13 protein-coding genes are annotated in these 13727 nt (G+C 39.4%); 3 read left to right on the top strand and 10 right to left on the bottom strand.

Annotated features, from left to right (window positions below; all coding sequences use genetic code 11):
* A complete protein-coding gene (locus tag PMAN_RS07015; protein WP_010557407.1) occupies positions 1–837 on the top strand; it encodes a CvfB family protein in 837 nt (278 codons plus the stop codon).
* 37 nt (positions 838–874) lie between these two features.
* Here the strand turns inward: PMAN_RS07015 and PMAN_RS07020 are convergent, their stop codons facing one another.
* The 10 genes from PMAN_RS07020 to gyrA all read right to left on the bottom strand — a co-directional run bounded on the left by PMAN_RS07020 (position 875) and on the right by gyrA (position 11763).
* Complete coding sequence (locus tag PMAN_RS07020) at positions 875–1249, bottom strand: hypothetical protein (protein WP_010557408.1); 375 nt, start codon at positions 1247–1249, stop codon at positions 875–877.
* A gap of 92 nt (positions 1250–1341) precedes the next feature.
* Positions 1342–2046 carry an orotidine-5'-phosphate decarboxylase gene (gene pyrF, locus PMAN_RS07025; RefSeq protein WP_010557409.1) on the bottom strand — a complete coding sequence of 235 codons (705 nt, stop codon included), beginning with the start codon at positions 2044–2046 and terminating at the stop codon, positions 1342–1344.
* 163 nt (positions 2047–2209) lie between these two features.
* Positions 2210–3346, bottom strand: coding sequence for a lipopolysaccharide assembly protein LapB (gene lapB, locus PMAN_RS07030; RefSeq protein ID WP_010557410.1), 1137 nt, complete (start codon positions 3344–3346; stop codon positions 2210–2212).
* A gap of 2 nt (positions 3347–3348) precedes the next feature.
* Positions 3349–3630 carry a lipopolysaccharide assembly protein LapA domain-containing protein gene (locus PMAN_RS07035; RefSeq protein WP_008132961.1) on the bottom strand — a complete coding sequence of 94 codons (282 nt, stop codon included), beginning with the start codon at positions 3628–3630 and terminating at the stop codon, positions 3349–3351.
* A gap of 21 nt (positions 3631–3651) precedes the next feature.
* The gene (gene ihfB, locus PMAN_RS07040) at positions 3652–3939 is read right to left on the bottom strand and encodes an integration host factor subunit beta (protein ID WP_006794165.1); all 288 of its coding nucleotides are present in this window, start codon (positions 3937–3939) and stop codon (positions 3652–3654) included.
* Between the two features lie 67 nt (positions 3940–4006).
* On the bottom strand, positions 4007–5674 hold the full coding sequence (gene rpsA / locus PMAN_RS07045) for a 30S ribosomal protein S1 (RefSeq protein ID WP_006794164.1): 1668 nt from the start codon (positions 5672–5674) through the stop codon (positions 4007–4009).
* A 95-nt stretch (positions 5675–5769) separates the two neighbouring features.
* Positions 5770–6480, bottom strand: coding sequence for a (d)CMP kinase (cmk, locus tag PMAN_RS07050; protein WP_010557412.1), 711 nt, complete (start codon positions 6478–6480; stop codon positions 5770–5772).
* A 106-nt stretch (positions 6481–6586) separates the two neighbouring features.
* On the bottom strand, positions 6587–7864 hold the full coding sequence (aroA, locus tag PMAN_RS07055; protein ID WP_010557413.1) for a 3-phosphoshikimate 1-carboxyvinyltransferase: 1278 nt from the start codon (positions 7862–7864) through the stop codon (positions 6587–6589).
* A complete protein-coding gene (gene serC / locus PMAN_RS07060) occupies positions 7864–8946 on the bottom strand; it encodes a 3-phosphoserine/phosphohydroxythreonine transaminase (protein ID WP_010557414.1) in 1083 nt (360 codons plus the stop codon). Before serC ends, aroA begins: the two co-directional genes overlap by 1 nt.
* A 117-nt stretch (positions 8947–9063) precedes the next feature.
* On the bottom strand, positions 9064–11763 hold the full coding sequence (gyrA, locus tag PMAN_RS07065; protein ID WP_008132953.1) for a DNA topoisomerase (ATP-hydrolyzing) subunit A: 2700 nt from the start codon (positions 11761–11763) through the stop codon (positions 9064–9066).
* Positions 11764–11940: 177 nt separating this feature from the next.
* On the opposite strand from gyrA, the gene ubiG reads away from it, so the two are divergent.
* Both ubiG and PMAN_RS07075 read left to right on the top strand, forming a co-directional pair.
* Complete coding sequence (gene ubiG, locus PMAN_RS07070) at positions 11941–12651, top strand: bifunctional 2-polyprenyl-6-hydroxyphenol methylase/3-demethylubiquinol 3-O-methyltransferase UbiG (protein ID WP_010557415.1); 711 nt, start codon at positions 11941–11943, stop codon at positions 12649–12651.
* The gene (locus PMAN_RS07075; RefSeq protein WP_010557416.1) at positions 12651–13331 is read left to right on the top strand and encodes an HAD-IA family hydrolase; all 681 of its coding nucleotides are present in this window, start codon (positions 12651–12653) and stop codon (positions 13329–13331) included. Before ubiG ends, PMAN_RS07075 begins: the two co-directional genes overlap by 1 nt.
* Positions 13332–13727 lie beyond the last annotated feature (396 nt).

Raw genomic sequence — 13727 nt, forward strand, 5'->3', positions numbered from 1 at the left:
ATGAGTTACCTTGGAACAACACAAACCCTATTTGTAAAAGAAGTGAGTAATGAAGGCGCTTACTTGGACGGTCATGATTTAGGTGAAGTTTTTTTACCAAAAAACGAAATCAGAGATGAACTTGAAGCTGGTGACAGCATTAGCGTATTTATATATTTAGATAATGCTAATTTACCAACGGCGACTGTTAAAAAGCCACATGCTCAAGTAGGTGAATACGCCCTTTTACGTGTTAAGGAAATAAATAGTATTGGTGCATTTTTAGACTGGGGATTAGAAAAAGATGTATTAGCCCCATTTAATGAACAAAAGCCACGTATGCAAGAGGGGCATTCTTATCTTGTTCGTTTGTATCTTGATAATGCGAGTCAACGCATTTGTGCTTCAACTAACTTTAATCGCTTTTTATCAAAGGATGAGCCTGAATACACACACCTACAAGAGGTTGATTTGATTGTTGCTGGTAAAACAGATATTGGCTACAAGGTGCTTATAGAAGAGTCTCACTTTGGTGTTGTATTTTACAATATGGTATTCAAAAACTTATTTGTAGGGCAAAAGCTTAAAGGCTTTGTTCAAAAAGTACGAGAAGACGGAAAAATTGATGTTGTACTCGAAAAACCAGGCATGGGTAAAGTAAGCGAGCTTGGCGATAAAATAATGGAAAAGCTTAAAAACGAAGGCGGCATACTCGCCATTGGCGATAAATCTGATCCTGAACTTATTAAAAAAGTATTTTCAACAAGTAAAGCTAACTATAAAAAAGCAATTGGTGGATTATTTAAGCAAGAGCTTATTGAGATAGAAGCGAAATCTATTCGCTTAAAATCTAAATAATTTTATAGCGCTCATGATATCTTTATATTGTGAGTGCTTACCCTAAAATATACTTATAAGGCAATGTACACTGTGTATACTCTCTTGAGTAATTAAGTACTTCCCTTTCTGATTCTAAGTTTTGCGGCGCTAATCTAAAAACCTTTATTTCACACTCCAATTTCTTTTCATCATGATGAGATAAACAATCACTGACAGTGATATCTTGAGCATTTAACGCGTCAGAATTTCTGTAGCAAAGATGGTGAGCATAATCCTTCATCGTTTTTTTAAAATCAAACATGTCTACAGGATAAGCTGATATAACGTCTGTTACTGTTGTAACGCCATCATAAGCCTTACTAGAAAATACATGTTTGTTAACTGAAAAGCCTGCAATGATAATCAACACTGAACCAAATAATAGCTTCAAAATAAACCCCTTACATCATTTTGATATTATAAATGTAACACAAATTACACATAACGTAAGGGGTTTAGTACTTATTTGCTGTTTTTTGTAAATTATTTTATAGATTCATTAACATCTTGCAGTACTTTTACTGGATTTGCTGCTTTAGTAATCGGTCTGCCTACAACTAGATAATCACTGCCAGCTTCAATTGCTTGTTTTGGAGTCATTATTCTTTTTTGATCGCCTGCTTCACTGCCTTCAGGGCGAATACCTGGGGTAACTAATTTAAAATGCTCACCAAGTTCAGCCTTTAAAACATTCGCTTCTTGAGCAGAACAAACAACACCATCAAGGCCTGCTTCCTTAGCTAGTTTTGCAAGGTATATTACCTGCTCCTGTGGTGATTTGTTTATACCTAAGCGTTTTAATTCTGGTTCATCCATACTTGTTAACACAGTTACAGCAATAAGAATTGGTGCTCTATCTCCAAATTCTTCTAAAGCAAGTTTTGCTTTGTGCATCATTTCATAACCGCCTGACGCATGAACATTTACCATCCAAACGCCCATTTTTGCAGCAGCTGTAACTGCCTTTGCAACTGTATTAGGAATATCATGAAACTTTAAATCTAAAAATACATCAAAACCAAGTTTAATTAACTCTTTTACAAATTCAGGGCCAAAGTAAGTAAACATTTCTTTGCCTACTTTTAATCGACAAGTATCGGGCGAAAGCTGTTTTACAAATGCTAATGCTGTTTCTTGATCGTCGTAGTCTAAAGCGATAAGCACTTTTTTTGAATTTTCGAAAGACATAGTTATCCTAATCTATAGCAGTAAAGAGTTTTTATATATTCAACTTAGTTATCAAGGCGAACTTACACAAAGTGAGTAAGGAGGTTTAATTAGTATATAGATGCTAGTTAAACTTCTAGTCGAATTTGTAAGGGCATTACAATAATTAAGTATTTAGGGGTTATTAAAATCCGTCTAAACCTCTACTTGGGACAATGGTTTCCCAATGTTTACAAGAAGGGCAATTCCAATAAATAGTATAACTTGTGAAGCCACAATGCTGGCATTGAAAATCAGGCTTAGTAGCAATATATGACGTTACAAGGCTATCAATTTCATTAAGTACTTCTTTTGTATTTTTATTTTGGTCACCCATTAGCTGCAGTAAAAAACTAAACCCCCTGATCGTTGGTTGTCTTTTTAAACTGTCAGTTAAAAAATCGAAAGCTTGTTTTGTATGACCTTGCTCTAAAAGAGCTTGGCAATGTTTTATTTTTATAAGAACACCACCCTTCTCTAGTAAATCGTTTACTAACTCATGAAATTGATGCGTTAAATTTAGTTGCTCATAACTATGCGCCAGATCATCAATGAATAAGGGGGCAAACAAAGTAAACTGGCAAATAAGTTCACGCCAATAGTATATCGCTTTAACATAATCTTCTTTAGAAAAAGCGATAACACCTAGCTCATACAAAGGCCGAACGGCTTTGTAGTTTAGGCTAATTGCTTTTCGCATAATTTGAGGAGTACTGTCACTAAGGGCAGACTCACAATAAAAATTCGCGATAGCCTTAAATTGTTGCTCTTTAGAGAATAATTCGCTGTGAGATTCAAACATATTAATGCCTTTATCCCACTCACGAGTTTGCGAGTATAAGGTAATAATAGGATCGAGAGCTTCTACATGGCCGGCCTTGACCAACCAAACCAAATGCTCTTCTGCACCATCTAGCAATCCAGCCATTATATAATCTTCGGCTAATTCTAAGCGACTAGTAGCGGCTTGCTGCTCACTCAAACTTGGGTGTTTTAGGAGCAGTTCATGGATTTTGATTGCGCGGTCTAATTCGCCTCGGCGACGAAACATAGTGGCAAGTGTAGAGTAATGTTCAACTGAATCCGCTGCAACCTCTAGTAAATTTATTAAGTGTTCTAAACCTTGATCTTCTTCACGGTCTAATAGAAACTTAAGCCCTTTACTGTATTCAGAAGTTATTTGACGATTAAGTTGGTGAGCATGATTTTTAGCACTGTTTTTACCCATAATCCAACCGTAGCCGGCTGCAACAGGTAGTAGTAAAAACAAAAGCTCAATCATAATTAGGTGTCTTTATTAACGTCAAGCTTGTTTTTATTTTTCTCAGGCGCTAACTGTTTTTTCAAACGGTAATTTTGCCACTTTAATTGAGAGAATAGCTTAAAGCTTATAAAACAACCTATTAGAACACCTAACAAAAAGCAGATACTTATTATTACAGCTAAAGGCAGAGTATTACTGGCTATAATATAATTTACTTGTACTAACTGCGGGTTTTGTGACCCTAATACAAATGCGCTAATTAGGCACAGCGCTACCAGAATAAATTTCAATACCTTGAACAAGTAACTACTCCGTTATATTAACTAGGCAATGCTCGCATTTACGCGGTCGCGTAATTCTTTACCTGGTTTAAAATGAGGTACGTGCTTTCCATCTAACTCTACTGTATCGCCAGTTTTAGGGTTACGACCTGTGCGAGGAGCGCGGAAATGCAAAGAGAAACTACCAAATCCTCTGATCTCTATTCGATCTGAAGAAGATAATGAACCGGCCATTTGTTCTAGAATTTCTTTTACAGCATTTTCAACATCTTTCACTGGAACGTGTGCGTGTTGTTCCGCAAGTGTTTCTATCAATTCTGACTTAGTCATAGCGTTTCCTTAATAAAAAGATATAGGAAGGGCAAAAGTGCCCTCCCAACTAAAAACTAATTATTTATTAGTCTTTTTGTGCATTTGCGAAAGCAGCTGCCATTGCGTTTTCAAACACTGGCTCTTCTTTCTTAAGCTTCTCTAGTACTTCTTTCTCTTCTGCTTCGAAAAGAGCTTTAACAGATAAGCTTAAAGTGCGGTTCTTACGATCAACACCAACGTATTTAACTTCAACTTCGTCGCCTACAGAAACAACAGTAGTTGCGTCTTCAACGCGCTCTTGAGCGATATCAGCTACACGGATGTAACCTTCAACGCCTTCGATAAGTTCAACAGTTGCGCCTTTCGCATCAACTTCAGTCACTTTACCTTTAACAATAGCACCTTTTTTGTTTGCATCAAGGTAGTTATTGAACGGGTCAGCTTCGATTTGCTTAACACCTAGAGAGATACGTTCACGCTCTGGGTCAACTTGCAATACGATAGCAGTGATTTCGTCGCCTTTCTTGAATTCACGTACAGCTTCTTCGCCAGGTGTGTTCCAAGAAATATCTGAAAGGTGTACAAGACCGTCAATACCACCGTCAAGACCGATAAAGATACCGAAGTCAGTGATTGATTTGATCTTACCAGTAACTTGGTCGCCTTTGTTTTGTAGACGAGCAAATTCCTGCCAAGGATTAGCAATACATTGCTTAAGACCTAGAGAAATACGACGACGTTCTTCGTCGATTTCAAGAACCATAACTTCAACTGTGTCACCTAGTGAAACAACTTTTGAAGGGTGGATGTTCTTGTTAGTCCAATCCATTTCAGAAACGTGTACTAGACCTTCAACGCCTTCTTCGATTTCTACGAAGCAACCGTAATCAGTAAGGTTAGTTACACGACCAGAAAGTTTAGAACCTTCTGGGTAACGACCAGCGATAGCTGCCCATGGATCTTCACCAAGCTGTTTAAGGCCTAGAGATACACGAGTTTTATCTTTGTCGAATTTAAGAACTTTAACTGCGATTTCGTCACCAACATTAACGATTTCTGAAGGGTGCTTAACACGCTTCCACGCCATGTCAGTAATGTGTAGTAGACCATCAACACCACCAAGGTCAACGAACGCACCGTAGTCAGTAAGGTTCTTAACGATACCTTTAACTTCTTGACCTTCAACAAGGTTAGCAAGAAGCTCTTCACGTTCTTGTGAGTTTTCTGATTCGATAACTGCACGACGTGAAACAACAACGTTGTTACGTTTTTGATCAAGCTTGATTACTTTAAATTCAAGCTCTTTGCCTTCAAGGTGAGTTGTGTCACGTACTGGACGAACATCAACAAGTGAACCAGGTAGGAAAGCACGGATTGAATCAACTTCAACAGTGAAACCGCCTTTAACTTTACCGTTGATAACACCAGTAACAGTCTCTTGCTCTTCACAAGCTTTCTCAAGACGGATCCACGCTTCGTGACGCTTCGCTTTCTCACGAGAAAGGATAGTTTCACCGAAACCGTCTTCGATTGCATCTAGTGCAACATCTACTTCGTCGCCAACAGCAACTTCTAGTTCACCAGCAGCATTTTTGAACTGCTCTGCAGGGATAGCACTTTCTGATTTAAGACCAGCATCTACAAGTACAATGTTGTTCTCAATTGAGATTACTGTACCTTTAACAATAGAGCCTTGCTCTGCTTCAAAACCCTTTAAGCTTTCTTCAAATAACTGCGCAAAATTTTCTGACATACGAATATACGTCTCATATATTAATACCAATAAGCAACCATGCTGCATGGGGTTGTTAAAATAGCACTGGCATCCTGCTGGTGCATAAAATGTGTTTAACTTCGTTTAGGAAGTTTACCTTCAGAAATAGCTGCATCTAAAAAAGTAATAACTTTATCAAACACTTGCTGTGCATTTAGCTCGCTAGTATCGAGTTCAATTGCATCTTCTGCAGGCACAAGCGGTGCGACGGCGCGATTCATATCACGGTCATCACGAGCTTGAATGTCCTCTAATAGACCACTTAGTGTAACATCAAGCCCACGCTCATTCAACTCAACAAAGCGTCTACGAGCACGCTCTTGTGCGCTCGCTGTCAAATAGATTTTTAATGGCGCATCTGGGAATACAACAGTACCCATATCACGGCCGTCTGCTATCAAACCATTTTCGGTTCTAAAAGCGCGTTGACGCCTTAATAGCGCTTCACGAACACGAGGAAGAGCTGCTACTTTTGATGCAGCTGCGCCCACTTCTTCATTACGAATAGTGGTTGTTACGTCCTCTCCCTCTAGAATAACTTTTCCAGCATTAGTTTGGCTATCTACCAAAAACTGCACGTCTAAATTTGCAGCCAGTGGTACAAGTGCCTCTTCGTTATCTAATGCGATTTGGTGATGAAGTGCTGCAAGGGATAAAACGCGGTAAATTGCACCACTATCCAATACATCCCAACCCAACTTATCGGCTAACAAACGACAAACAGTTCCCTTACCAGAACCACTTGGGCCATCAACGGTGATCACGGGCATTAATAACGCCTGCATTTAAACCTCCTGCAATGCACACCTAAATAAACCGCGACATTATACGTCAGTTATTAAAATATATCTGCTATTAGTGTGTAACTTTTTATAAATAGTTATAAAAAGCCTATTCACTCACTGATGCTAATACATTGAAAAACGTAGGAAATGTTTTATAGGTACACTTAGGGTCATTGATTGTTATAGGCTTTCCGCCCACTGCAACCATGGCAAAACACATCGCAATCCGGTGATCATCGTAAGTATCAATAGCGACATCGTTAAATGTTAATGGCGGAGTTATTTCAATAAAATCCTCCCCCTCAACAACTTTTGCACCTACTTTACGAAGTTCTGTACTCATAGCGTAAAGACGGTCTGTTTCTTTTACACGCCAATTATAAATATTACGAATAGCTGTGGGACCTTTAGCAAATAAAGCAACGGTAGCCAACGTCATTGCAGCATCTGGAATGGCATTGGCGTCTATGTCGACCCCTTTTAACTCGCCTTTCCTCACAACTAAACGTTCATCGTACCAATCGATTTGTGCACCGACTTGTTCCATCACCTTCGCAAAGCCAATATCACCCTGAACCGATTTAGCACCCACACCTTTAATTTCAATCTCGCCACCAGCAATGGCTGCGGCTGCAACAAAATAAGAAGCCGATGATGCGTCACCTTCAACCATTATGCGTTCAGGTGATTTATACTGTTGGCCACCTTTTACTTTAAATAGTGAATAGTCTGAATGTTCAACGGTAATACCAAAACGCGCCATAACCCCTAAAGTAATATCAATATAAGGCTTAGAGACCAATGTGCCTTTAATTGTAATTTGCGTATCACCACTGAATAATGGAGCTGCCATTAATAAAGCGGTTAAGAATTGACTTGAAATACTGCCATCAATTTCAACTTCGCCACCATTAATTTGCCCACCAACAATTTTAAGCGGTGGGTAGTCTTTGTGCTTTGTATAGGTAATATCACCACCAAGGGCTTGAAGCGCATCAACTAAGTGCCCTATTGGGCGCTCTTCCATGCGTGGCTCACCGACTAACTCATATTCACCTTTAACAGCAGCTAAAACAGCTGTTAACGGACGATATGCTGTACCCGCATTACCTAAAAATAAAGGTTCATTAGGTTTTTTGAACTCACCACCAACACCATGAACAGTTGCAACTGTTCGGTCTTCATTAAGTGTTACTGTTACACCTAAAAGCTCTAATGCTCCCAACATGTGACGAATATCATCACTATCGAGTAAGTTCTCTACAACGGTTGTTCCGCTAGCCAGAGCAGCCAGCAATAAAATACGATTAGATAAACTTTTTGATCCAGGCAATGTCACAGAGCCGTTAACACGCGATATTGGTTCTAAACGAAGTTGCTCCATTAGCTATTCTCCTTCGCAAAAGCTGCCATGAAATCAACAAGCGCTTGTACGCCTTCAAGTGGCATTGCGTTATAAATACTTGCGCGCATACCGCCTACTATTCTGTGCCCTTCAAGCGCTAATAAACCAGCTTCTTTAGATTGTGATACAAACTTTTCATTTAAGCTTTCGTCATTAAGCCAAAATGGGACGTTCATACGTGAGCGGCAATGCTTGGCTACTTTATTTGAATAAAAAGGAGACTCATCAATAAAATTATAAAGAAGTTCAGCCTTAGCGATATTCTGAGCTTCCATTGCTTTTACACCACCTTGTGCTTCTAACCATTCAAACACTTCTGCAGCTAAGTACCATGCAAATGTGGGTGGTGTATTAAACATACTGCCCTGCTTCGCTTCGAGTGCATAATCTAAAATACCAGGCTTAGCTAAACCTTCACGCTCAAGTAATGTTTTGCGCACAATAACGATAGCGATACCTGATGGACCGATATTTTTTTGCGCACCAGCGTAAATTAAATCAAATTTATCTACATCAATTTCGCGCGATAAAATTGTTGACGACATATCAGCAACAATTGGTGCCGTTGGGTGACTTGGTACCTCAAAAATTTCTAAACCATCTACGGTTTCGTTCGGACAATAATGAATATATGAGGCATCTGCAGGTAAAACCCAATCAGCTACATTTTTAATTGAGAATTTTCCATCTGCATCGTTACGTACATCAACACTGGTTGTTGAAGTAAACTTGTTAGCTTCGTCTGTCGCGCTTTTAGACCACACACCATTTTCGCAGTAGATAGCTTTTTTATCTGCTTGATGAAGATTGAGGGGCACTGCACTAAACTGACCGCGACCACCACCATGCATAAATAAAACTTCAAATTCATCACTAATATTCATTAAGCGTCTTAAGCTTGCTTCACATTTTGCAGTTAATGCCAAAAATTCTTTACTACGGTGGCTAATTTCCATTACAGAAACGCCCATGTCTTGCCAATCTAAGAATTCTTTTTGTGCTTTTTGCATTACCGCTTGCGGAAGCATAGCCGGCCCTGCACAAAAATTATATTTACTCATTACCTTTGCCTCATTCCAGTAATTTATACACTCAACATGAAAATATTAAATCCACGCTGTATTAATTTTTTTCAACAACATTAAAAAAAGCGGCCAAGGCCGCTTTTTCAATCTCAATTATTCTGAAGGAGGATTATCATCCACGACTTCATCTATAACTGTATCAACTGTTTCAACGTCTTCAGTATTGATTAAGTCACTTTCTGTAACTTCAATTTCTTCTATACGTTGTAAACCAACTACTTGCTCTTCGTCAATAGTTCTGATCAAAATAACACCTTGTGTGTTACGACCAACCGTTGAAACTTCGTTCACACGAGTACGCACTAACGTTCCGCGATTTGAAATAAGCATTATTTCGTCGTTGTCATCAACTTGAACAGCACCTACTACAGCACCATTACGCTCACTCACCTTAATTGATACAACACCTTGTGTTGCACGACTCTTAGATGGGTAATCTTCAAGTTGAGTCCGTTTACCATAACCATTTTCAGTTACAGTCAATATTGCGCCATCAGTTTTTGGCACGATGAGCGATACAACACGTTGCTCGTCGGTCATTTTAATACCGCGTACACCCGTTGCCGTTCTGCCCATTGGACGAACACCCTTGAAACGAATTTCTGGGTTACCTTCTTCGTCTAATACTGGGTTTCCATTTTCATCAACAACAGCAGATTCTTCAGCTTCTTTAAAGCGAACAACCTTACCCGCATCGGTAAACAACATTATTTCGTTGGTACCGTCAGTAATATCAACACCAATTAAGCTATCACCCTCATTTAGGTTAACGGCAATAATACCGCTAGCACGTTGACGGCTGTAGGCTGTTAATGGTGTTTTCTTCACTGTACCAAATGCTGTTGCCATAAAGATGTATTTATCTTCTTCGTACTCACGTACTGGCAATATAGCGGTAATACGTTCGTCAGCCTCTAAAGGTAATAAGTTTACAATTGGCTTACCGCGTGCTGCACGACTTGCTAGTGGTAATTGATATACTTTTAGCCAATATAAACGCCCTGCTGTAGAGAAACATAAAATAGTATCATGCGTGTTTGCAACTAAAAGACGTTCAATAAAATCCTCGTCTTTCATTTTTGTTGCAGATTTACCTTTACCACCACGACGCTGCGCTTCGTAATCAGATAACGCCTGATACTTAACATAACCTTCGTGAGAAAGCGTAACAACTACGTTTTCTTCAGTTATTAGGTCTTCAAGGCTGATATCATGCGCGGCTGCATTGATTTCAGTGCGGCGCTCATCACCATATTGCGCCTTAATTTCAACTAACTCGTCACGAATTACTTCCATTAAGCGCTCTGGGCTTGCCAGTATGTGTAACAGTTCAGCAATTAAATCAAGCAGTGTTTGGTATTCACTTAAGATTTTTTCGTGCTCAAGACCTGTTAGCTTGTGTAATCGTAAGTCAAGAATCGCTTGAGCTTGTTGCTCAGAAATAAAGTATTGGCCGTCGCGTATACCTAAATCATCAGCTAACCAATCTGGGCGAGCAACGTTAGCCTCACCTGCTTTTTCAAGCATTGCTTTAACATTACCTAATTCCCACGAACGTGCAGTTAACGCAATTTTTGCCTCTGCTGGTGTTGGAGACTTACGAATAAGTTCAATAATTGGGTCAATGTTGGCAAGTGCAATTGCTAGACCTTCTAGCATGTGTGCACGGTCGCGCGCTTTACGTAAATCAAATACTGTACGACGAGTTACTACTTCACGACGGTGAATGATAAACTCTTCAAGCATTTCTTTTAAATTAAAACACTTAGGCTGGTTATTGATGAGTGCAACCATGTTCATACCAAACACTGTTTGTAACTGTGTTTGTGCATATAGGTTGTTTAGAATCACTTCACCTACGTCACCACGTTTTATCTCAATAACGATACGCATACCGTCTTTATCTGATTCATCACGTAGTGCACTAATGCCTTCAATTTTTTTATCTTTAACAAGCTCCGCTATTTTTTCAATTAAGCGCGCTTTGTTAACTTGATAAGGGATTTCATGAACAATAATTGTTTCACGACCCGTTTTTTCGTCTGTTTCGATGTCAGCACGTGCACGCATGTACACTTTGCCACGACCCGTTTGATACGCTTGTTCAATCCCTTTTTTACCGTTAATGATTGCGGCTGTAGGGAAATCTGGACCAGGAATGTAATCCATTAACTCAGTTATGGTTAAATCTGGATTAACAATTAATGCTAAACAACCATTGATAACTTCAGTTAAGTTATGTGGTGGGATGTTTGTCGCCATACCTACGGCAATACCAGAAGAACCATTTACAAGTAAATTAGGTACCTTCGTTGGTAAAACGTCAGGAATTTGCTCTGTGCCATCGTAGTTAGGAACGAAATCAACCGTTTCTTTCTCAAGATCCGCTAATAACTCATGAGACATTTTAGCCATACGTACTTCGGTGTAACGCATAGCAGCAGCTGAATCACCATCAACAGAACCAAAGTTACCCTGGCCGTCTACAAGCATATAACGAAGTGAGAATGGCTGTGCCATACGAACTATCGTGTCATAAACTGCGCTATCGCCGTGTGGGTGGTATTTACCGATTACATCACCGACAACACGTGCCGACTTTTTGTAAGGCTTGTTCCAATCATTACTAAGCTCGTTCATTGCAAACAAAACGCGGCGGTGAACTGGCTTTAAGCCATCACGTACGTCTGGTAATGCACGTCCTACAATTACACTCATTGCGTAATCTAAGTAGGAGTTTTTTAACTCGTCTTCAATATTGACTGGCAGAATTTCATTGGCGAGATCAGTCATTTGATATCACATTCCTTCAGTAGCAGCTCTTAATAACCCAGTATTAGGTTTTAAAGAGTATTGTTATTATTACTAACAGACATGCTATCACAATTAATTTTAATTTACAGGCGCAAAACTTTGCGATTTATCAATTTAGGCCTATATAATGGCCTCAGATTGACGAGGAAGTATTTTATGACCGAACATCAAAATGTAGATCACGCAGAAATAGCAAAGTTTGAAGCCATCGCAGAGCGTTGGTGGGATTTAGAGGGTGAGTTTAAACCTCTTCACGAAATTAATCCGTTACGCCTAGATTTTATTGCAAATAAAACGCAAGGTTTATTTGATAAAGAAACACTCGATGTTGGCTGTGGTGGGGGTATTTTAAGCCAAAGTATGGCACGTATGGGGGCAAAGGTAACAGGTATTGATATGGGACAAGAGCCTTTGACTGTCGCTAAATTACACAGCCTAGAAACGGGTGTTAATGTAGATTACATAAAAATACCCGCAGAACAGTTTGCTGAAGAACACCCTGAACGATTTGACGTTGTTACCTGTATGGAAATGCTCGAACACGTTCCAGACCCTGCTTCAATTATTCACGCCGTTGCCAAACTTGCAAAACCTGGCGCTGATGTTTTTTTCTCTACCCTCAATAAAACACCGAAAGCTTACTTGTACGCGATTGTAGGTGCTGAAAAACTATTAAAAATGGTTCCTGAGGGAACTCACGATCACAAAAAGTTTATTAAACCGGCGCAGCTAATTGCGTGGGCCGAGCAAGCGGGCTTAAAAGTACGTGCAAGCTCAGGACTTTCGTATAACCCCTTCTCTAAACAATACACACTTAATAATGATGTTAGTGTTAATTATATCCTTCATTTTGAGAAGTTGGTGTAATGATGAGCGCAGGTTCATCATTAGAACTTTATCAATATGATGCGTTTTTGTTTGATTTAGACGGCACCTTACTCGACACAGCTGACGATTTAGGCGCTGCACTTAATAGTGTACTACGAGCAAATCAAATTGCCGAAGTAACAAGCGAAATATATCGCCCAGCGGCTTCTAATGGTGCGGCAGCTTTATTGGAAGCGGGTTTTAAAGAATTGTGGCCCTCTCTTGCACAAGCACAGTTGATAAAACAATTGGTCGATAGCTATGCCCAAAACATTGCGAAATACACCCAATGCTTTGCCGGTATTGAACCACTACTGATCTCACTTGATCACAAAAAGATCAAATGGGGGATCATGACAAACAAGCCTGGGTTTTTAACTGAGCCGCTTGTCGCTGCGATTCCCGCTTTAAAAAATGCGGCAGTTGTTATTAGCGGTGATACGCTTGAAGAAGCCAAACCTTCTCCTCTACCTTTACTTCATTGCGCAAAACTAATGGACGTAATACCAGCTCGCTGTTTATACATAGGTGATGCCGAGCGAGACATACAAGCTGGTAAAGCAGCAGGTATGCCTACAGCTACTGCTCTGTGGGGGTACATTCCAAGCGATACAGAAGCACTTACTTGGAAAGCTGATTTTAACTGGCGTAGCCCTATTGACGCATTTAACCATATATAGTGCCCATTTTAGATATAAACACTATATATTGTGATTGTGTTAGTTTTTACGCAAAGCTTGATGATAAAAAAAGCAGCCGAAATTTATTTTCAAAATGTGTAAATTTAGTCGATCCTGAGTTGATTTTTAAAAATTTCAACTTCAATGAATGATCAAAGGTTAATGCCTACTAACACAAATACGTTATCCCAACGTTATCCACAAATAGGGGCAATTATGCCCCTTGCAAATCAACTCAGACCACACTATCTTGTGATCTCTAAATTGAACAACACCAGATATTGTGGCCAAATGTTATTCAATTAAATTTACCTCATTGGGTAAAACTTATAAAAAATGAGCACTACTTCTCTTTTTGAGACGTACAACTTTGGTCAAAAATACATTATCCCCAAG

The organism is Pseudoalteromonas marina (assembly GCF_000238335.3).
GTDB lineage: Bacteria > Pseudomonadota > Gammaproteobacteria > Enterobacterales > Alteromonadaceae > Pseudoalteromonas > Pseudoalteromonas marina.

Excerpts from the sequence above, each read along its gene's own strand:
- PMAN_RS07015 (WP_010557407.1), top strand. The coding sequence starts at position 1 with ATGAGTTACCTTGGAACAACACAAACCCTATTTGTAAAAGAAGTGAGT.
- pyrF (WP_010557409.1), bottom strand. The coding sequence starts at position 2,046 with ATGTCTTTCGAAAATTCAAAAAAAGTGCTTATCGCTTTAGACTACGAC.
- lapB (WP_010557410.1), bottom strand. The coding sequence starts at position 3,346 with ATGATTGAGCTTTTGTTTTTACTACTACCTGTTGCAGCCGGCTACGGT.
- ihfB (WP_006794165.1), bottom strand. The coding sequence starts at position 3,939 with ATGACTAAGTCAGAATTGATAGAAACACTTGCGGAACAACACGCACAC.
- rpsA (WP_006794164.1), bottom strand. The coding sequence starts at position 5,674 with ATGTCAGAAAATTTTGCGCAGTTATTTGAAGAAAGCTTAAAGGGTTTT.
- cmk (WP_010557412.1), bottom strand. The coding sequence starts at position 6,480 with ATGCAGGCGTTATTAATGCCCGTGATCACCGTTGATGGCCCAAGTGGT.
- aroA (WP_010557413.1), bottom strand. The coding sequence starts at position 7,864 with ATGGAGCAACTTCGTTTAGAACCAATATCGCGTGTTAACGGCTCTGTG.
- serC (WP_010557414.1), bottom strand. The coding sequence starts at position 8,946 with ATGAGTAAATATAATTTTTGTGCAGGGCCGGCTATGCTTCCGCAAGCG.
- gyrA (WP_008132953.1), bottom strand. The coding sequence starts at position 11,763 with ATGACTGATCTCGCCAATGAAATTCTGCCAGTCAATATTGAAGACGAG.
- ubiG (WP_010557415.1), top strand. The coding sequence starts at position 11,941 with ATGACCGAACATCAAAATGTAGATCACGCAGAAATAGCAAAGTTTGAA.
- PMAN_RS07075 (WP_010557416.1), top strand. The coding sequence starts at position 12,651 with ATGATGAGCGCAGGTTCATCATTAGAACTTTATCAATATGATGCGTTT.